At 65.9% G+C, this 19439-nt stretch carries 19 protein-coding genes; 16 read left to right on the forward strand and 3 right to left on the reverse strand.

The features are described 5' to 3' along the window. Positions 1-64 precede the first annotated feature (64 nt). Genes FIU94_RS13890 through FIU94_RS13915 form a run of 6 tightly spaced genes read left to right on the forward strand, consistent with a single transcriptional unit; the run spans position 65 to position 5097 of the window. On the forward strand, positions 65-1345 hold the full coding sequence (locus FIU94_RS13890; RefSeq protein ID WP_152466352.1) for an ABC transporter substrate-binding protein: 1281 nt from the start codon (positions 65-67) through the stop codon (positions 1343-1345). Between the two features lie 47 nt (positions 1346-1392). After that, entirely contained in the window at positions 1393-2319 is a 927-nt protein-coding gene (locus FIU94_RS13895; protein ID WP_152466353.1) for a branched-chain amino acid ABC transporter permease, read from the forward strand. Continuing rightward, the gene (locus FIU94_RS13900) at positions 2316-3260 is read left to right on the forward strand and encodes a branched-chain amino acid ABC transporter permease (RefSeq protein ID WP_152466354.1); all 945 of its coding nucleotides are present in this window, start codon (positions 2316-2318) and stop codon (positions 3258-3260) included. The genes FIU94_RS13895 and FIU94_RS13900 overlap by 4 nt, the downstream gene beginning before the upstream one ends. Beyond that, positions 3257-3949, forward strand: a complete 693-nt coding sequence (locus tag FIU94_RS13905) for an ABC transporter ATP-binding protein (protein WP_152466355.1) — start codon at positions 3257-3259, stop codon at positions 3947-3949. The genes FIU94_RS13900 and FIU94_RS13905 overlap by 4 nt, the downstream gene beginning before the upstream one ends. Then, the gene (locus tag FIU94_RS13910; RefSeq protein WP_152467064.1) at positions 3949-4644 is read left to right on the forward strand and encodes an ABC transporter ATP-binding protein; all 696 of its coding nucleotides are present in this window, start codon (positions 3949-3951) and stop codon (positions 4642-4644) included. Before FIU94_RS13905 ends, FIU94_RS13910 begins: the two co-directional genes overlap by 1 nt. A 33-nt stretch (positions 4645-4677) precedes the next feature. Then, positions 4678-5097 (forward strand): VOC family protein, encoded by a 420-nt coding sequence (locus tag FIU94_RS13915; protein WP_152466356.1) that lies wholly within the window; start codon positions 4678-4680, stop codon positions 5095-5097. A 9-nt stretch (positions 5098-5106) separates the two neighbouring features. Here FIU94_RS13915 and FIU94_RS13920 read toward each other — a convergent pair whose 3' ends face one another. Beyond that, positions 5107-5538: a MarR family winged helix-turn-helix transcriptional regulator gene (locus FIU94_RS13920; RefSeq protein ID WP_152466357.1), complete on the reverse strand. Its 432-nt coding sequence runs from the start codon at positions 5536-5538 to the stop codon at positions 5107-5109. A gap of 68 nt (positions 5539-5606) precedes the next feature. Between FIU94_RS13920 and FIU94_RS13925 the strand changes: the two genes are divergently transcribed. From FIU94_RS13925 to FIU94_RS13945, 5 genes are read left to right on the forward strand one after another with little or no spacing between them, the layout of a single operon-like run. Next, positions 5607-6458 carry a xanthine dehydrogenase family protein subunit M gene (locus FIU94_RS13925; protein ID WP_152466358.1) on the forward strand — a complete coding sequence of 284 codons (852 nt, stop codon included), beginning with the start codon at positions 5607-5609 and terminating at the stop codon, positions 6456-6458. Next, on the forward strand, positions 6455-9202 hold the full coding sequence (locus FIU94_RS13930; protein ID WP_152466359.1) for a molybdopterin cofactor-binding domain-containing protein: 2748 nt from the start codon (positions 6455-6457) through the stop codon (positions 9200-9202). Before FIU94_RS13925 ends, FIU94_RS13930 begins: the two co-directional genes overlap by 4 nt. After that, on the forward strand, positions 9199-10632 hold the full coding sequence (locus tag FIU94_RS13935) for a 6-hydroxynicotinate reductase (RefSeq protein ID WP_152466360.1): 1434 nt from the start codon (positions 9199-9201) through the stop codon (positions 10630-10632). Before FIU94_RS13930 ends, FIU94_RS13935 begins: the two co-directional genes overlap by 4 nt. Then, entirely contained in the window at positions 10629-11459 is an 831-nt protein-coding gene (locus tag FIU94_RS13940) for a UPF0280 family protein (RefSeq protein ID WP_254702545.1), read from the forward strand. Before FIU94_RS13935 ends, FIU94_RS13940 begins: the two co-directional genes overlap by 4 nt. Then, positions 11452-12033 carry an amino acid synthesis family protein gene (locus tag FIU94_RS13945; RefSeq protein WP_152466361.1) on the forward strand — a complete coding sequence of 194 codons (582 nt, stop codon included), beginning with the start codon at positions 11452-11454 and terminating at the stop codon, positions 12031-12033. Before FIU94_RS13940 ends, FIU94_RS13945 begins: the two co-directional genes overlap by 8 nt. Here the strand turns inward: FIU94_RS13945 and FIU94_RS21195 are convergent. Continuing rightward, on the reverse strand, positions 12008-12367 hold the full coding sequence (locus FIU94_RS21195) for an SRPBCC domain-containing protein (RefSeq protein WP_152467066.1): 360 nt from the start codon (positions 12365-12367) through the stop codon (positions 12008-12010). The two genes, FIU94_RS13945 and FIU94_RS21195, sit on opposite strands and share 26 nt — an antisense overlap. An 83-nt stretch (positions 12368-12450) precedes the next feature. On the opposite strand from FIU94_RS21195, the gene FIU94_RS13955 reads away from it, so the two are divergent. The 3 genes from FIU94_RS13955 to FIU94_RS13965 are packed head-to-tail and all read left to right on the forward strand — an operon-like array spanning position 12451 to position 16562. Next, complete coding sequence (locus FIU94_RS13955; RefSeq protein ID WP_152466362.1) at positions 12451-13152, forward strand: response regulator transcription factor; 702 nt, start codon at positions 12451-12453, stop codon at positions 13150-13152. Positions 13153-13183: 31 nt separating this feature from the next. After that, the gene (locus tag FIU94_RS13960; protein WP_254702546.1) at positions 13184-14356 is read left to right on the forward strand and encodes an FIST N-terminal domain-containing protein; all 1173 of its coding nucleotides are present in this window, start codon (positions 13184-13186) and stop codon (positions 14354-14356) included. 4 nt (positions 14357-14360) lie between these two features. After that, positions 14361-16562 carry a PAS-domain containing protein gene (locus tag FIU94_RS13965; RefSeq protein ID WP_152466363.1) on the forward strand — a complete coding sequence of 734 codons (2202 nt, stop codon included), beginning with the start codon at positions 14361-14363 and terminating at the stop codon, positions 16560-16562. Between the two features lie 145 nt (positions 16563-16707). On the opposite strand, the gene FIU94_RS13970 is transcribed toward FIU94_RS13965, so the two are convergent. Then, positions 16708-17481, reverse strand: a complete 774-nt coding sequence (locus FIU94_RS13970) for an HpcH/HpaI aldolase/citrate lyase family protein (protein ID WP_152466364.1) — start codon at positions 17479-17481, stop codon at positions 16708-16710. A 319-nt stretch (positions 17482-17800) separates the two neighbouring features. Here FIU94_RS13970 and cheB point away from each other — a divergent pair, with 319 nt between their 5' ends. After that, entirely contained in the window at positions 17801-18901 is a 1101-nt protein-coding gene (gene cheB, locus FIU94_RS13975; protein ID WP_152466365.1) for a chemotaxis-specific protein-glutamate methyltransferase CheB, read from the forward strand. Further along, the gene (locus FIU94_RS13980; RefSeq protein WP_152466366.1) at positions 18898-19416 is read left to right on the forward strand and encodes a chemotaxis protein CheD; all 519 of its coding nucleotides are present in this window, start codon (positions 18898-18900) and stop codon (positions 19414-19416) included. Before cheB ends, FIU94_RS13980 begins: the two co-directional genes overlap by 4 nt. Positions 19417-19439 lie beyond the last annotated feature (23 nt).

Below are 19439 nucleotides of genomic sequence, written 5' to 3' on the forward strand. Positions count from 1 at the left end.
CAAACAACATTCAGGGGCAATAACGGGAAACCGCAAATGGTCCCGCCCAACAGGGAGAGTTGGAATGACACGTAAACTGATGACCAATCGCCGTACCGTGCTGAAAGGTGCCGCCGCCGGGGGGCTGCTGGCCGCCGCACCGCTTGCCGCCCGCTTTGCCAGCGCGCAATCAAGCGCCCCGATCAGGATCGGATTTCAGCAGCATTCAACCGGCATCGGCGCCGCCTATGGCCGCTGGTACGGGCGCACCACCGAAGCCGCGGTCAAGATGATCAACGACGCGGGCGGCATCAATGGCCGACCCGTCGAGATCGTGGCCGAGGATGACGGCACCGATCCCAAGCGCGGCGCGGAAGTGCTGGAGAAATTCGCCAACCAGTCGAACTGCGACGTGGCCTTCGGCACCTTGTTCAGCCACGTCGTGATCGGCTCGGCCCCCGCCGCGGGGGAGCTGAAGCTGCCCTATTTCGTGGTCTCCGAAGGGCACCACGTCGCCAGCGGCATGCTGAACCGCTACACCCTGCAACCCGGCATCACCGATGTGAAAAGTCAGGTGCAGGCGATGGCGCCCTATGTGTCGGAGAACCTGGGCAAGAAGGTCACGATGATCTACCCCGACTTCGCCTTCGGTCACGATCACCGCGACTATTTCTCGGCGGCGATCGAGGAACAGGGCGGCGAGGTGCTGGAGATGATCGCGATCCCGCCGACCGAGACCTCCTTTACCAAGTATTTCCCCAAGATCCCGCGCGATACCGAAGTGATCTATCACGTCATGGTCGGCCCCGCCGTTCTGACCTTCGTCAAGGAGCTGGGCGAGTTCTTCGGCCCCTCGCGGCCCGAGATTTTCGGCTTCATCGACTCGCTCGAAGCGGTCGATCTGGCGTCGCCGGGGCTGGAATTCCTGGAAGGCACCTATTTCTGGGAGGGCAACCCGCGCTACGCGCAGGATGACCAGTCCAGCCATGACAAGCTGTTCCGCGAGGCGGTGGGCGTGGATGCCAACGGCGCGTCCGTGTCGGACCCCAAGGATGTGTCGACCTATGCCCATATGTTTGGCTGCTGGGAAACCCTGCACATCATCAAGGCCGGGATGGAGGCCGCGGACTATCAGGGTCCGCAGGATCGGGCCAAGCTGATCGAGGCGGTGGAGGCGATGACCGACATGCCGGAAAGCGACGCGCATCCACAGGGGCCGAAACGGTTCAACGGCAAGACCCACCAGGTCTTTGGCGTGCAGTACATCTCGAAAGTCGAAGAGGGCAAGCTGGTCAAGGTGCACACGACTTCTATTGAGGATACGCTCTATCCCGATGAGGTCGATTACACGACCATGTCCTTTTAAGGGCCAGGCGCCGGGGTTTAACTCCCCGGCGCAACCTGCTGATATTCATGGATTTCGGACCTCACCTTCTTCTTGCCGTACTGGAAGGCGCCGTTGGCGCTGCGGTGCTGGCACTCACGGCGCTTGGCCTCAGCCTGGTGTTTGGCGTGATGCGCGTGGTCAACGTGGCGCACGGCGAATTCTTCATGCTGGGCGCGGTGGTCGCCTGGTTTGTGGCGACCTCCATCGGCGGGCACCCTGCGGTGGGTTTCGTCGCCGCGCTGGCGCTGGCGCCGCTGATCGCGGCGCTGGTGGCGGTGCTGGTGGACCGTCTGATCCTGAAGCCGGTGAAATACGACCCCGAAGCGACCATCGTCGGCACCATCGGGGTGCTCTATATTCTGCAACAGACGGCACTGATGACCTATGGCCCCGAGGCGCGGCCCGTGGAGCCGCCCTTCAGCCACCGCATCGCGCTGCCCTGGTTCGAATGGGGCGAAAACGGCTTCGCCATGTTCTATCCCTGGGGGCTGAGCACCAACAGCTACAAATTGTTCGTGATCGGCGCCGCCATCGTGATCCTGCTGGCCTTCTGGCTGATCATGACGCGCAGCAAGGCGGGGTTGATCATGCGTGCCACGCAATTGGACCGCGAAACCGCGCTGGCCTTCGGCATTCCGGTGTCGCGGGTCTATTCCATCGTCTTTGGCCTCGGCGCGGGGCTGGCCGCGCTTGCCGCCGTGCTTATCGTGCCGATCCAGCAGGCGCATTACCTGATGGGCCATGACCCGCTGCTGCTGAGCTTTATCGTGGTGATCATCGGCGGGCTGGGGTCCATTCGCGGGACCGTTCTGGCGGCGGTGCTGATCGGCATGTCCGACGGCATCATCTCGGTCTTTCTCAGCCCGACATTGGCCAAGATCATCGCAACCCTGCTGGTGGCCCTCGTACTGGTGTTCCGCCCGCAGGGCCTGTTCGGAAAGAAACCGGCATGAGCATCGGCACCCGGTCCACCCTGCTGCATCTTGGATTGATCGCGCTGCTGTTCGTGCTGGCCTTCGTGTTGCCCAGCTATCACCAGGGCAATCTTGCGCGGATCATGGTGCTGGCGACCTATGCCATCGGGTATAACGTGCTGTTCGGCTATACCGGGCTGCTGAGCCTGGGCCATGCGATGTTCTTTGGCGCTGGCATGTACGGGCTGGGTCTGGCGATGCAACATGGCGGGCTGGGTGTCATCCCCGCTTTTGCCGTGGGCCTGATCTGCGCCGCCGTGCTGTCCGCGGTGGTGGCGCTGCTGGCGCTGCGCACGATCGGGGTGGCCTTCATGATCGTGACGCTGATGTTCGCGCAGGCGGGCTATCTGACCGTGCTCTACTTCGGGGCCTGGACGCGCGGCGACGAGGGGTTTGTCATCGCGCAATCCGCCCGCCAGATCGCGGGGCTGGACCTGACGGCGCCGACCACACGCTACCTGGCGGCGTTGCTGCTGTTCTCTGCCGCCTTGCTGATCACCGCGCGGATGATGCAGGTGAGTTTCGGCAGCGTGCTGATCGGCGTGCGCGAGAATGAAGAACGCACCCGAATGCTGGGCTATGACGTGTTCCGGCACAAGCTGGCGGCGGTCATCATCTCCGGCACCATCTCCGGCGCTGCAGGGGCGGGGTACGCGGTGCTCTTCGGTTATGTCGGGGCGACCTTCACCTCGGTGCAATATTCGATCTTTCCGCTGCTCTGGGTGCTGCTGGGCGGGGCGGGCACCACCATCGGGCCGCTGGTCGGGACGCTCTTCATGTTCTACCTGATCGACTATTCCAGCGGGCTGACCAACGCCTATATGCTGATCGCGGGCGTGGTGCTGGTGCTGCTGACGCTGTTCGCCCGGGCCGGTCTGGTGGGCGAGATCCGCAAACGCTGGGTGGCGTGGCTGCCATGACATTGCTTGAGACAAAGGCGCTGACACGGATTTACGGCGGGCTGACGGCGGTCGACGGGGTGGATTTCGCCCTGCCGCAGGGTGAGGTCCACGCGCTGATCGGGCCGAACGGCGCCGGCAAAAGCACCTTTGTCGGCATGATCTCGGGCCGCATTCCCGCCAGTTCCGGCGAAGTCTGGTTCGACGGGCAGAATGTGACCGCGCTGCCCGCCCATGCCCGCATCCGGCGCGGCATGGCCTATACCTTCCAGATCACGGCGGTCTATGCCCGTCTGTCACTGGCGGACAATCTGGCGCTGGCGCTGCGCAGCCGCGACCGGGCGGCGGCGCTGGCCGCACTCGACCGGGTCGGGCTGGCCGACCGCGCCGACCAGATGACCGGAGACCTGGCCTATGGCCACCAGCGCCTGCTGGAGATCGCCATGGGCGTGGCGCAGCGGCCCCGTCTGCTGATCCTGGACGAGCCGACACAGGGCCTGGCAGAAAGCGAGATCGAGGGCTTCAACGCGCTAATCCGCGAGCTTGCCGGGGAAACCACCATCCTGCTGATCGAGCACAATATGAACGTGGTGATGGCGCTGGCCGACCGGATCACGGTGTTGGACATGGGGCGCATCCTGGCCTCCGGCACGCCCGATGAAATCCACGGCAACCGGGCGGTGCAAGACGCCTACCTGGGGACTGGATGATGCTGAAACTCGACAAGATCTCAACCGGTTATGGCCCGATCCAGGTGCTGTTTGATTTCAGCCTAGAGGTCCGCGCGGGCGAGGTCCTGTGCCTGATGGGCCGCAATGGCGCGGGCAAATCCACCGCGATGAAGGCGATCATGGGCCTGTTGCCGCTGAGCGCCGGACAGATCAGCCTGGACGGCAGCCCGATCAGCACGCTGCCCGCCCATGAGGTCCCGCGCCACGGCATCGGCTACATTCCGCAGGGCAGGCGGCTGTTCACCGAGATGACGGTGGCCGAGAACATCCAGATCGGGCTGATGACGCGGGGCCGGGGGGCCGAGACCCGCGCGCGTGTGCTGGACATGTTTCCACGCCTGCGCGAACGGCTGGACCAGCGGGCCGAGACGCTGTCGGGCGGTGAGCAGCAGATGCTGGCCACGGCGCGTGCGCTCTGCCTTGAGCCGAAGGTGCTGCTGCTGGACGAACCGACCGAGGGGCTGCAGCCGTCGATGATCCAGCTTATCCGCGAGACAGTGGAAAAGATGCGGGACGCGGGTGTCGCGATTATCCTGGTCGAGCAGCGGATCGAGGCGGTCCTGCAGATCGCCGACCGCGTCGCCTTTATCGAAAACGGTCATGGCCGCGAGGTGGTGGACACCGATCTGCTGCGCGGCGACCGGCGCCTGTTCGAAACATATGTGGGGGTCTGACGCACCTCGGAACAAGCGGGGAGTTCGGGCCGCATGATCGCCTATGTCACCGTCGGAGCGGACGATATCGCCGCCGCCCGCCGCTTCTACGACGCGGTGCTGCCTGCGCTGGGTTACGGGTTCAGCCAGGGGCCCGAGGGCCTGAGCTATGCGCTGCCGGTCACGCCGGGCAAGCGCCCCGTATTGCCCGATTTCTACGTGAAACCGACGTTCGACGGCAAACCGGCCAGCGCCGGAAACGGGTCCATGACGGCGTTTGAGGCAGCCAGCCAGGCCCAGGTGCGCGCGCTCTACGCCGCCGCGCTAGCGGCGGGCGGCACGGCGGAGGGCGCGCCGGGGTTCCGCGCCTCCTATGGCGCGCATTTCTACGTCTGTTACCTGCGTGACCCGCAAGGAAACAAGATTGCCCTTTTCAGTGACAATCCGGACGAACCCGGCCAGGACGACCCATAGTGACTTTGGCTAGACCAGTTTGGCCAGCAACGCCTCGAACTGTGCCGCTTCCTTTGCGGTCAGGGGCGCCATGGTTTCGGCCCGCGCGGCCAGGGCCTGCGCCTCGACATGTTCGAACAGTGACCTGCCGTCGGCGGTCAGTTCCACCAGCCGCAGCCGCTGATCGTTCAGGTCAGGGCGGGAGGTCACAAGGCCCTTCGCCTTTAACCGCTCTACCACACCCTTGATCGTGGCACTGTCCATGGCCGTTTCCCGGCCCAGCAGGTTCTGCGACAACGTCCCCTGTTCATAGAGCCGCGCCAGTGCCGCGAACTGTGTCGGCGTCAACCCATCGACATGGCGCGCAAAGATCGCGACATGCCGCTGGTTCGCCCGGCGCAGGTTGAACCCGACCTGCGTGGACAGTTGGTAGGCGTCGTTCGTGATCTCTGTTTCACTCATAGCTAAATTATTGACAGTTTGCGCAGGCTCCCGCAACATCTGCTTGTGTACCAACAATCGGGACAGCCATGACCGATACCGCCGAATACCACCGACCGGACACGCTGCAAGGGGCACTGGACCGTCTTCAGGAGGGCGGCTGTCGCATCGCGGCGGGCTGTACCGACCTCTTTGCGGTCAACCAGCACAAGACCCTGTCGGGGCCGATTCTCGATATCACGGGCATTCCCGAGCTGCGCGGCATCCGCCGGGACGCCGACGGCCTGCGGATCGGGGCCGCCGCCACCTGGACCGACGTGATCCGCGCCGACCTGCCTTGTGCCTGCGCCGGGTTGCAGCTGGCCGCACGTGAAGTGGGCGCGCGGCAGATCCAGAACCGTGGCACCGTCGCGGGCAACATCTGCAACGCATCGCCGGCTGCGGATGGGGTGCCGCCCCTGTTGACGCTGGACGCGGTGGTCGAGATCGCCGGTGCCGACGGCACGCGCCGTTTGCCGCTTTGCGATTTCATCACCGGCCCCCGCCGGACCGCTCTGGCACCCGGCGAAATCGTCACAGCTGTCGTGATCCCCGAAGCGGCACTGGCGGGGCAGGGGCATTTTCTGAAACTGGGTGCGCGCCACTGCCTGGTGATCTCCATCGCCATGACCGCCGCGCGGATCGTGTTGCGCGATGGCGTTGTGGCGCAGGCGGCCCTGGCGGTCGGGTCTTGCGGGCCGGTGGCCACACGTCTGCCGCAGGTCGAGGCGGCGCTGATCGGCGCGTCGCTGGATGCGACCCGCGTGACCGATGCGGATGTCGCCGCCGCGCTGCGCCCGATGGACGATATGCGCGCCACGGCGGGCTACCGCAGCATCGGCGCGGCGGAACTGCTGCGCCGCACGCTCGCGGCCCTGCAGGATCTGACGGAGGCCGCATGAACGTCCACCCGAAAAACAACAGCGACATCACCCTGACCATCGGTGGCACCGCACGCCGCGTCCCGACCGCGCCGGGCCGCCGCCTGTCCGAGGTCCTGCGCGAGGAGCTGAACCTGAAGAGCGTCAAGGTCGGCTGCGATGCGGGGGACTGCGGCGCCTGTACGGTGCTGATCGACGGACGCCAGGAATGCGCCTGCCTTGTTCCGGCGATCCAGGCCGATGGCCGCACGGTCGAGACCCTGGAGACGGCCGAGCCTGACCTGCGCGCACGGCTGCAACGGGCCTTTCTGGCCAAGGGGGCCGCACAATGCGGCATCTGCACGCCCGGGCTGATGATGGCGGCGATGGAACTGCTGCGCCAGACGCCCCAGCCGGATGAGGCGCAGGTCGAAGACGCGCTTGCCGGGGTGCTGTGCCGATGCACGGGCTACCGCAAGATCATCGCGGCGGTCCGCACGGCGAATGCCCCCGCCGACGCGCCGCAGGCCGTGGCGGCGGGGCGTTCCGTGGGGCGCGCCATTCCCCGGCTCGACGGACAGCGCAAGGTGGACGGCACCGAGGTCTTCGGGGCGGACTACGCGCCCGAAGGTGCGCTGCTGGTGCGCGCGGTCCGCAGCCCGCACTACCACGCCAGTTTCGAGTTGGGCGACATCGACGCCTGGGCGGCGAAGACCCCCGGCATCGCCTGTGTCATCACCGCCGCCGACATCGAGGGTGAAAACCGCTATGGCGTGATCCCGCCGCTGGCCGACCAGCCCGCGCTGGCCGAAGGGGTCGCGCGCTACCGGGGCGAGGCGGTGGCGCTGGTTGTGGGCGAGGCCGCCGCGGTGGAACCGCTGGACCTGGGCCGGTTTCCCGTGACCTGGACGCCGCTGGCGCATGTCTTGACCGAAACCGAAGGCGTCATGCCCGACGCGCCGCAGCTGCACGGTGACCGGCCCGAGAACACGCTGATCCGGGGGCGTGTCGCCTGCGGCGCACCCGATGCGGCGCTGGCGGCGGCGGCCCATGTCGTCACGGGCCGGTTCGAGACGTCCTATGTCGAACACGCCTACATCGAACCCGAAGCCGGCGCCGCCTGGATGGAAGGCGATACGCTGGTCATTCAGGCCTGCACCCAGGCCCCGGTCATGGACCTTGAAGACACCGCAAGGGTTCTCGGCCTGCCGCAGAACCGGCTGCGGATCATTCCGGCGGCGGCGGGCGGCGGGTTCGGCGCGAAACTGGATGTGACGCTGCAGCCGCTTCTTGGGCTCGCCGTGCTCAAGACCGGCAAACCCTGTCGCATGGTCTTTGGCCGGACCGAATCCATGCAGGCCAGCACCAAGCGGCACCCCGGCACGATGGAGGCGACCATCGGCGCGGATGCCGAAGGTCGGATCACCGCGATGACCTTTCACGGCGAATTCAACACGGGTGCCTATGCCAGCTGGGGGCCGACGGTGGCGACCCGCGTGCCGGTCCATGCCTCGGGGCCGTATCTGACGCCCAATTACCGCGCCACCAGCCGGGCGGTGCACACCCATGGCCCCACCTCGGGCGCGTTTCGCGGATTTGGTGTGCCGCAGGCGGCGATCACGCAGGAACTGCTCTACGACGAACTCGCGCTCGCCTGCGGGCTGGACCGCCTCGCGTTCCGGGTGAAGAATGCCCTGCGGGACGGTGACAGGTCGCCCTGCGGGCAGGTGATGCAGGCCGTGGGGCTGGTGGACTGTCTGGAGGCGCTCGCGCCGCATTGGCAGGACGCGCAAGAGGCGGTCGCGGCGTTCAACGCCAGCTCTACCACGCTCAAGCGCGGTCTCGGGATCGCCTCCTGCTGGTACGGCTGCGGCAACACCGCGCTGCCGAATCCGTCGACCATCCGCATCGGCATCACCGCCGAAGGGCGGCTGAAGCTGCACCAGGGCGCCACGGACATCGGGCAGGGGGCGAACACGGTGATCACCCAGATCGCCGCCGACGCCATCGGCATCGCCATCGACGCGATCGACCTGATCGGCCCCGATACCGCCCTGACCCCCGACTGCGGCAAAACGTCGGCCTCGCGGCAGACCTTCATCACCGGCCGCGCGGCAGAGGCTGCGGGCAGATCCCTGCGCGGCGCGATCCTGCGCCAGACCAACCTGTCCGACGCGGACGCGATCACCCTGCACGACGGCAGGCTGACCGTGACACAGGGCAATCAGACAGGCGAAATCGACCTGACCGGCCTCAAGGCGGATGACAACGGCTATGTCATCGCGGCCGAGGAAACCTACGATCCGCCGACCACGACGCTCGACGCCGACGGCCAGGGCACGCCCTATGCCGTATACGGCTACGGCGCGCAGATGGCCGAGGTCGAGGTGGACCTGGCGCTTGGCACCACGCGGGTCCGCCGCATCGTCGCCGCGCATGACGTGGGCCGTGCGATCAACCCGCTGCTGGCCGAGGGCCAGATCGAAGGCGGCATCGCCCAGGGGCTCGGCCTGGCGCTGATGGAGGAATATCTGCCCGGCCTGACCGAAAATCTGCACAACTATCTGATCCCCACCATCGGCGACATGCCTCCCGTCACCTCGATCCTGATCGAAAAACCCGACCCCGAAGGGCCGATGGGGGCAAAAGGGCTGGGTGAACACGTTCTGATCCCCACCGCGCCCGCGATCCTGAACGCGATCCGCGATGCCTCGGGGGCGAAAATCACCAAGGTGCCGGCGCTGCCCCATCGCGTGCTGGCCGCGATCAAGGCGTCACAGACATGACCAAGCCAGAGAAAATCCGCTGCGACGCCTGCCCGGTGATGTGCTACATCGCCGAAGGCCGGGCAGGCGCCTGCGACCGCTATGCGAACCAGGGTGGCGAAATCGTGCGCTGCGATCCGCTGACCATCCTGGACCGGCGCATCGCCAAGGGCGATGCCGTCAAACCCTTCCTCGCCGCGGACTGGGACGGCACCACCGCCTCGGGCGATGACATCGTTGTCTCTGCCATCGGCGCGGGGACCACATACCCCGACTACAAACCGGCCCCCTTCATCGTCAGCCGCGACATCGACGGGGTGGATTTCGTGACGGTCGTGACCGAGGCGATCTTTTCCTATTGCGGCGTCAAGGTAAAGATCGACACCGACAGGCACCTGGGATCCGAGGCCGCCACCGTCCGCGCACAGGGCGAAGCGGTGGGCCATGTGATGACATCGGAATACGGCTCGCAGATGCTGTCGCTCGGCGGGGTCGACCACCTGACCGGCGGCGAAAAGTCCGAAGGCCGCGTGACCTGCGACACGCTGCTGCGCCTGTGCAACGGCGAGGCGGTTGAGCTGAGCATCGACGGCGGCTCAACCGTTGTCGTGCAGGCCGGTGCGGCCCCCATCGTGGATGGTCGGCAGGAAACCCGGATGCGGGTCGGATGCGGGTCGGCCACCATCGGCATGTTCGCGGTACAATGGCAGGGGTTGGTGGACGAAGTCGTGGTCGTGGACGACCACATCACCGGCGTCGTGTCGGAGCACCAGGCGGGCAAGGTGATCGACTGGCCCGAAACCGGCATCAAGATCAACGGCAGACGCTCCACGCCGGGGCGCTATTTCAAGGTGGCGGAGCCGGGTCTGGGCTGGGGTGGGACCGACATCGACGACCCGCTGAAGATCCTCGGCCCGTGGCGCGCGGCCAAGGGCGCACGTCCCGGACTGTCGCTGCTCATGGTGTCGACCACGGGGGAACATTCGGCCTATTACGTGCTCAATGACGATCTGGAGCCCGAAGCACAGCCGATGCCCGAGGCGCTGAAACCTTCGGTCGATCTGATCGCGGAAAACTGCGAACCGGCCCTTTGTACCGTGCTGTTCATGGGCGGCGCGGGCGGCTCGCTGCGGTCTGGCGTCACGCGCAACCCGATCCACCTGACCAATTCGGTGAAACAGGACCGCACCCGCGTCACCATCGGCGGGGCGCCGACCTATCGCTGGCCGGGGGGCGGGATCACGGTGATGGTGGACGTGACCGAGGTGCCCGCGGGGGCGTTCGGCTATGTGCCCACACCGGCGCTCGTGGCGCCGCTGGAATTTACCGTGCGCCGTGCGGATTACGAGGCGCTGGGAGGGCACAGCGGCAAGGTGCGGGACTTGGATGACGTTCTGGCAAGGGGCGGCGAATACGGCCGCGCCTCGCGCGTGATCGGAACCGGATCGTGAGCGAAGGACCGCAGGCGCATATCCTGCCCGACGGACGGCGGATGCATCTGCATCACGGCCCCATCGACCTGATCATCGAAGTCACCGGGGGCGATGTCACCGCCTGCTACCGCGCGGCGACGGCGCGGTTTCGCACGCTTCTGTCGGGTCTTGCCGCCGAATTGCCGATGCTGCGCCGCCCGGTCGACGACAGGACCGTCGTGACCGACCCGGTGGCACGACGCATGGTCGCGGCGGTCTCGCCCTACGGGGCCGAATTCGTCACGCCGATGGCCGCCGTCGCCGGGGCGGTCGCGGACGACATGCTTGCGGCCATTCTGGACGTTCAGCAGGCCCAGAAGGTCTATATCAACAACGGCGGCGACGTGGCGTTTCACCTTGCGCCGGGGCAGCAGATCACGGCGCAGGGGCCAGCGGGGTCCATCAACATCATGTCAGATGATCCGGTGCGCGGCCTTGCGACATCGGGCTGGCAAGGGCGCAGCCATTCGCTGGGCATCGCGGACGCCGTCACCGTCGCCGCCGCGACGGCGGCTGCTGCGGACGTTGCCGCGACGCTGATCGCCAACAGCGTCGATCTGCCCGGTCATCCCGCCATCCGCCGGGTCCCGGCCAACACCCTCAGCCCCGACAGCGACCTGGGCTGTCGGCTGGTCACGACCCATGTGGGCCGGCTCGACCCGGCCGAGGTGGCCGCGGCCCTTGCACGCGGTCAGGCATTTGCCCGCGGGCTGTGTCGCCGGGGCCTGATCCAGGAGGCGGTGCTGTGCCTTGCAGGCCGCACTGTCCATGCAACCCATTCCGAAGGAGCCCTGAGCAATGCCTGACTTTTCCATCCGCAAGATGCAGCTGACCCTGGAAGAGGTGCATCACGACGGCGGCACCCCGCCCGAGACGCCGCGCCGTCTGGGCGCCATCCTGGCCTGCGTCGCGAACCCCTTTGCGGGCCGCTTTGAGGCGGATTTGCAGCCCGCGATGGAGGATTTGAAACCGCTGGGTGCCGAAATGAGCGAACGGCTGATCGCGGCGCTTGGCGGAAAGGAGGCGATCGACGGCTACGGCAAAGGCGCCGTCGTGGGTGAGAACGGCGAGCTGGAGCACGCCGCGCTCTGGCATGTGCCGGGGGGATACGCGATGCGCGGACTTCTGGGCGAGTCAAATGCAATCGTGCCGTCCTGCATGAAGCGCGGCGGTGTCGGCACCCGGCTGGACGTGCCGCTGGGCCATATCAACGCCGCCTATGTGCGCAGCCATTTCGACGGGATCGAGGTTGGCCTGCCCGACGGGCCGCGCGCGGACGAGATCGTATTTGTCCTTGCCATGTCCTGCGGCGGGCGGGTCCATTCCCGGATGGGCGGGCTGGAAGCCTGGCAGGTCAAGGGCCAGGACGGATTGCGATGACACGCCGCGCCGGTCGGGCGGTTTCCCGAGCGGATCCCCATATCGCGCGGTCCTGTCGCACCTTGTTCCGTCGGCCGAACCATCCTGTCCTGACGCCTTCTTCGGGTGCGCCCACTGATGCGTCACTTCCACTTGGCCCGGCAACCTGTTGACATTTCGATAAAAACTGATCCGCCCTCTTCTTGGCAAAGCCGTCGAGCATCCGGCTGGCGAGCTGTGCGAGCTGGCCGCCAACCTTGGCATCCATTTCGTGATGCAGGATGGTCCAGCCCCCCGCTGGGCCCAGTCTGACCTGCGCGCCGACCTCGGCAAAATCGACAGCGCGGTGCGATATTGGACTTTCGTTGGGAACGGGAAGTCCGGGCCAAGACCTTTTGGCTAGATACGCCGTGTCCGATTGGTGCTAGCGTATCCCCCATGACAGCCTATTCATCCGCGACGACCAGGCCGGCCAGCCCCACGAAATCCAGCAACTGGGCGCTGATCGTCGACGACCATCCGCTGTTCTGCGATGCGCTGGAGCTGACGCTGAGGTCGGTGACTGAGTACACGGATGTGCGCACGGCCAACTCCCTGTCCGGTGCGCTTGATGAGATTGAGCGGTCCGCGCCGCCGGATCTGGTATTGCTGGACCTGAACCTGCCCGATGTCAGCGGCCTGGACGGGCTCTTGCGGCTTCGGCGGCAGGCGGGCGGTGCCCATGTGGTCATCGTCACATCCGTCACCGACAACGCGGTGATCAGCGGCGCGATCGCGGCAGGCGCCTCGGGGTTCGTTCCGAAACACAGCCGCAGGGAGACCTTCAGGGATGCCATCGCCGCCATCAATGCCGGACAGGTCTACACCCCCAGCGGTTTCGTCGCCGGAGAGGCCGCGGCAGCGGAAACCGAGAACCTGCGGCGGCTCCGCTCGCTGACCAAACAGCAGGCGCGGATTCTGGAACTGGTCTGTGCCGGGAAGCTGAACAAGCAGATCGCCTACGACCTGTCCATCGCCGAGACGACCGTCAAGGCACATGTCACCGCGATCATGCGCAAGCTTGGCGTGCAAAGCCGCACGCAGGCGGTGCTCGTCGCCCATGAGGCCAGCTTCACATCCCCGTTGCCAAAAGACGAGTAGCCCCTCTATTCTGGCAGGAGGGAGACTTCATTTGGCCATTCAGCAGGACCTGGAACCGCATGCGGAGTCACGGCACAGGTTGCGCCGCGGGCAGGTCGGTGTGGATCATCCCGATCCCGTCGCCAAGCTGGCGCAGGATCTGGGCGCAGAACCGCTGGCGATGGTGGCCCTGTTCATCTCCGCCAAGGCAGACTTTGACCGGTTGGTGGCCGAAGCGCATGCCGCCTTTGGCGGCGCGGACGTGATCGCCTGCACCACGGCAGGAGAAATCGGCGCAGGCGGCTATGCCAGTGACACGATCATTGCCATCGGTTTCCCCCGTGCGCATTTCGCCACCACGTCGATCCTGATCGAGGACCTGGATGACCGATCTTCGCAATCCGTGCTGGACCGGATCGCGCTGGACCGCGTGATGCTGCAACAAGCCAACCCTGACAGGCGGCACGGCTTTGCCTTTCTGCTGGTGGACGGCCTGTCGCTGCGCGAGGATATGCTGACCGTCGCCATCGCCCCCGCCTTGCGCGACATGGCGCTTTTCGGGGGGTCGGCGGGCGACGGCCTGGACTTTGGCCACACCCGCGTCGCGCTGAATGGCCGGGCGTGTGAAAACGCCGCCGTGCTGACCCTTGTGCAGTCCGATCTCCGGGTAAAGGTCTTCAGCATCGACCACCTGGTCCCCACCGAAAGCCAGATGGTCGTCACCGAGGCCGATCCGGACCGCCGCATCGTCAAGTCAATCAACGCCGAACCAGCCGCGCGGGAATATGCCCGGCTGGTTGGCAAGGACCCCGAACAGCTGGATCAGTTCACCTTTGCCTCGCACCCGGTTGTCGTGCGCATCGGCGGCGATCACCACGTACGTGCGATCCAGCAGGTTAAGGAGGGCGAAGAGCTCTTGTTCTTCTCGGCCATTGACGAGGGGATGGTCCTGACACTCGCCCAGCCACAGGACATGGTGGCCCATCTGCGCCGGAAGCTGGACGAGCTTGCCGACGCGGGGCCGTTGACGGACATCCTGGGGTGCGACTGCGTCCTGCGCCGGATCGAAGCCGAGCAGATGCAGACCACCCATGCCATGTCCGGCATCCTGTCCGACCATCGCGTCATCGGCTTTTCCACCTATGGCGAGCAGATCGGCGCGCTACACGTCAACCACACCATGACGGGCGTTGCGATCTACGCCCCCGGGACCGAGACGGAGTGACACCGTGTCCTTGATCAATCCGGCGGATTCGCTTGAACGCCAGAATGAGAAGCTGTTGCAGATCACCCAGGCCCTGATGCGCCGGGTGGAACAGAAGAACGAGCAGTCCGGCGTGGCCTATGCCCAGTTCGAACGTGCGGCGCTGCTGGAGGTGCAGGTGCGCGAACGGACCATCGAACTGGAGCGCACGCTTGACCTGCTGCAGGAGTCGAACGCGCGGCTGGAGGTGGCCAACCGCGAAACCGCCATCGCGCGCGAAAACCTGACCGAAGCGATCGAGACCATCAGCGAAGGTTTCGCGCTGTTCGATCCGACGGATCGGCTGGTGTTGTACAACAGCCGGTTCTGCCGGGATCTGTCGGACATCGAAGGGCAACTGCACGAGGGGCTGTCCTTTGACGCCTATGTGGGGTTGATCTCGGCCAGCCGCATGTTGTCTCTGCCGCCGGGCATGACGGCGAAAAGCTGGGCGCGGCAGCGCAACCGACGCCACCGCGACGACCACGTGGTCTTCAACGTCAGCCTGACCCATGACCGCTGGTTGCAGGTCAGCGAACACCGCACCGCGCGGGGCGGAACCGTGATCCTGCAGACGGATGTCACCAACATCATCCGGCTGGAGCGGCAGGAGCGGCAGAAGCTGCGGGACGAACAGGCCCAGATCCTGCGCGCCACGCTGGATCACCTCGATCAGGGCGTCTGCATCTTCAACCGCGACCGCAAGCTGATCGGTTGGAACCGTCGCATGGAATACCTGCTGGACCTGCCCCCGCGGGATGCAGCCCTGGGGCGCGGCTTTCTCGTGTTGCTGGAACGGCTGAGCCTGCAACTGTCCTTTCCCGAGCATTTCGGCAGCCAGATGCTGATCGACTGGGCCGCGCAGGAAAGCGGACGCAGACCCATCTCCTTTGAAGTGACGGGGGAGAAACAGCAGGTGTTGAGCGTCTTTGCGCAGGAAATGCCGGATCGTGGTTTCGTCATCAGCTTTACCGACGTCAGTGCGGAACGCGCCGCAGCCCGCGCGCTGTCGGAGATGAACGAAATGCTGGAACGCCGTGTGCAAAGCCGGACCCGCGAACTGGGCATCGCCTTGTCCGAGGCGGAACGCGCCAACGCGTCCAAGTCACGCTTTGTCGCAGCGGCAAGCCACGACCTGCTGCAGCCGCTGTCGGCGGCCAAGCTGTTTGTCTCGGCGCTGTCCGACCAGGTGATGAGCACCGACCAGCGCGGAATCGTGGAAATGGCGGAAACCGCGCTTGCCTCCGTCGAACAGATCATCGAGGCGCTGCTGGACATTTCGCGGCTCGACGCACACCGGCCCACGTTCGACATCCAGCCGGTGAAGCTTGCCGCCGTGCTGGGACCCCTGCGCGACGAACTCACGCCCGTGGCACAGGCCAAGGGCATCGACCTGCGGGTGGTAAAGAGCGGCCTGTCGGTGCGCAGCGACCCCGGATATCTGCGCCGGATCGTGCAGAACCTCGTTTCCAACGCGGTGCGCTACACCCAGACAGGCAAGGTTCTGGTGGGCGTGCGTCATCGCGGCGAGCTGGCGCAAGTGCAGGTCTGGGACACCGGCCCAGGCATCGCAGAGGACGATCAGGAAGCGATCTTTCACGAATTCCGGCGCCTCTCTGCGGATCAGGCAGAGCATAGTCTCGGTCTGGGTCTGGCCATCGTCGAACGGGCCTGCACGTCGCTGGGCCACCGGCTGGGGCTCAGCTCTGCCCTGGGGCGGGGCAGTCTGTTTCAGGTGGATCTGCCCATTGTCGACGTCGGCAAGGCGCGGGAGCCGGAAGCCCCCGACCGAACCGCCAGCGCCGGTCTGGCACGCAAGGGCGATGTCGTCTTTCTGGTCGAGAACGACGATGCGCTGACCAATGCGCTGGTGTTGATGATGGAAAGCTGGGGCGCAGAGGTCATCCACGCCGGCAACGGCGAAGAGGCGCTGAAGCTACTGTCGGACATCGACCTCAGACCCGATGCGCTGGTGGTCGACTACCAGCTTGGCGAGGGGATGTCGGGCCTCGACCTGCTTGCCCGCATCCGCGCGATGCACGGTGATGTGCCTGCACGGCTGATCTCGGCCAACCGGAGCATGGAACTGGACCGCGCCTGCCGCGCAAAGAACGTGAAGTTGCTTCCGAAACCCATTGACAAAAGTGATCTTTTTGCATTTCTGAATGATCCTTCCGGGACGGGCTGAAGCAGTCGATACAGCCTGCCTCTGTGTGGCTGGCCACGGCGTCCGCCAGCCGCCGAAGCCGTTCAGGGCAATGCGTCAAGTCCGATCCGGCAGGTCTGCACCGCCGCACCTCGTCACCGGTGACGTCCCCCGGGGGCGGCCCCGCCTATTCCAAGCTCTTGCGCATGCCCGCCAGCAGCCCGTCCGCCGCACGGGCCAGAAGAACCACATCCGTCCCGCAGGCGACAAAGGAAAAACCGTCACGAAGCAGGTCTGCGGCAAAGGCCGGATCCTGCACCAATGTTCCCACGGGGACACCTTGCGCGATCAACTTTTCCGCAGCAGGGCGGATCAGCGACCAGACGTCTTCGTCCATCGGTCTGCCGACCTTGCCCATGTCGGCGGCGATATCGCCGGGACCGAAGAAAATCCCGTGCACGCCGTCCACCGCGCCGATCTCCTCTGCACGGTCCACGGCGGCGGCGGTTTCGACCTGCAGAAGGACGGTCGTTTCCTGCTCCACCCGCGCGGCGTAATCGGTGATCCTGCCGAACTTTGTCGCCCGCGACGCGCCGGAGTAGCCGCGCAGGCCACGCGGCGGATACCGGGTGGACGCGACCGCCTTTTCAGCCTCTTCGACCGTTTCGATCATGGGGAAAAGCAGACCGGGGGCGCCCAGATCCAGCAGGCGCTTGACCTTGACCGGATCGTTCCATTCCACCCGCACGATGGCTGTCGTCGGGGTCGCGGCATAGGCCTGCAACTGACCCAGAACACTGAAGTAATCGTTGGGGCTGTGCTCCATGTCGATCAGCACCCAGTCGAAACCGGCGGGGGCCGTGACCTCGGCTGCGAAGGGGCTGGACAAGGTGATCCACAAGCCCAGCTGCTTTTCCTTCGCGGCCAGCGCATGGGTGAAGGGATTGGCGGTCAGTTCCATCTGTCACCTGTCCTGTTGAGGGGGCCGGTTCTGGCCCGTAGCGCGGCGCCGATTTTCACGCCGGGCCGGGTCCATCCCGGTTTCATTTCGGGTCCCCTTGGTTTTCCAGCGCCGCCAGCGTCTCACAAGCGATCCGGGTACGCCACCCGGTTTCCGCCTTCACGCGGCGCGGCAGGTGGCGAAGGCGTTCATTCGCATCTTAAAGACCTGTTCACGAAATTCGAGCATAGAGGGGCAGTGGTCCCGCCGGGATCGCGCAGGGTATGTTTGATTTCCAGCGGGACATGGTCATGAGGCGCATCTTTGGGAGAACTCGGCCATGACCGGGCCATCGCTTTCCCCGGGGGCGGACCCTGCGCACCTGACACGACCCCGCAGGGTGGTGATCGTCGACGATTCCGTGTTCCTGCGGCGGTGGCTCAGGGTTGTGCTGGAGGGCAATCGCAGGCTGGCTGTGGTGGGCGAGGCGGGCGATGCCCAGGAAGCCCGCGCCGTGATCAAGGCGACCCGCCCCGATGTCATCACCCTGGATATCGAGATGCCCGGCATGGACGGGCTCAACTTTCTGGAAAAGCTCATGCGGCTGAACCCGCTGCCGGTCGTGATGTTTTCCGGCATGACCACAGGAAATTCCGAAGCGACGGTCCGCGCGTTGATGCTGGGGGCGGTGGATTGCCTGGAAAAACCGGAAAACGGATCCGATCAGCGTCTGCGGGACAATATCGCGCGCCGGGTTTTTGCGGCGGCCTGCAGTCAGGTGCAGGCGCCGTCCCGGCCGCGGACAGGCGGGCCGGTGCGGGCGGCTTCAACGCCCTTTGGGCGCTGGCCCCTGATCCTGATCGGCGCTTCCACCGGCGGTGTGGCCGCGCTGGATACGCTGATCGACGGGCTTGACCCTGCCGGGCCGCCGGTCGTGATCGTACAGCACATGCCGGGCACCTACCTGGTCAGTTTCTCCCAACTCCTCGACCGCAGGTTCGCGCAGCAGGTCAGCCTTGCCGAGCCGGGCATGACCCTCGGACCCGGGCAGATCGTGCTGGCGCCGGCCCTTGGCGAACACACGGAAATCGACCGCAGGGCAGGGGCCTGGGAAATCCGCCTGACGCCGGACCGGGGAGGTGCGCGCCACGTTCCGTCGGTCGACAGGCTCTTCGCCTCTGCTGCGCCGCATGGCCAGGACGTCATTGCCGCGATCCTGACGGGACTGGGCCGCGACGGCGCCACCGGGATGAAGGCGCTGCGCGAGGCGGGTGCCATCACCTTTGCCCAGGATGCGCAGAGCAGCACGGTTTACGGGATGCCGCGTGTCGCCTGGGAAACCGGCGCCGCCCTCGTCCAGGCCCCCCTGACGGAGCTGCCCGACCGGATCAACGAAGCCGCGGCACGCCACCGTGCGCAACAGACAGGACACCGGCCATGACCGCAAAGCCCATTGTCATCACGCAAGGCGAACACGCGGTGTCGGCGCAGGAGGATGCCGTGATATCCACGCTGCTGGGGTCCTGCGTGGCCTGCTGCCTGCACGATCCGGTCGCGCGGGTGGGTGGGATGAACCACATCCTCATCCCGAATGCGTCTTATTCCACCGCGCGCTTTGACCCGGAGGGGCTGAATGCGATGGAATTGCTGATCAACGACATGCTCAAGCTGGGGGCACAGAAATCCCGGATGGAGGCCAAGGTGTTTGGCGGGGCCAAGATGGTGTCAGGCCTGTCCGATATCGGGAACGCCAATGCCAGGTTCGTTCTGGATTTTCTGGAGATCGAGAATATTCCCTGCCTGTCCCGCTCTATCGGCGGAGAGACGGCCCGGCACCTTGTTTTCCTGCCGACAAGCGGGATTGCCCGGCAGAAAACCAAACCGCGCACCACCGTTCCCGACGTGGTGCCGGTGGCCGCGCGGACGTCCCCAGCCCAGGATGTGGAGCTGTTCTGAGGCCTGCCGCCGTTAACCTGCGC

The sequence above is a fragment of the Sulfitobacter sp. THAF37 genome, from assembly GCF_009363555.1.
In the GTDB taxonomy this organism is placed as follows: domain Bacteria; phylum Pseudomonadota; class Alphaproteobacteria; order Rhodobacterales; family Rhodobacteraceae; genus Sulfitobacter.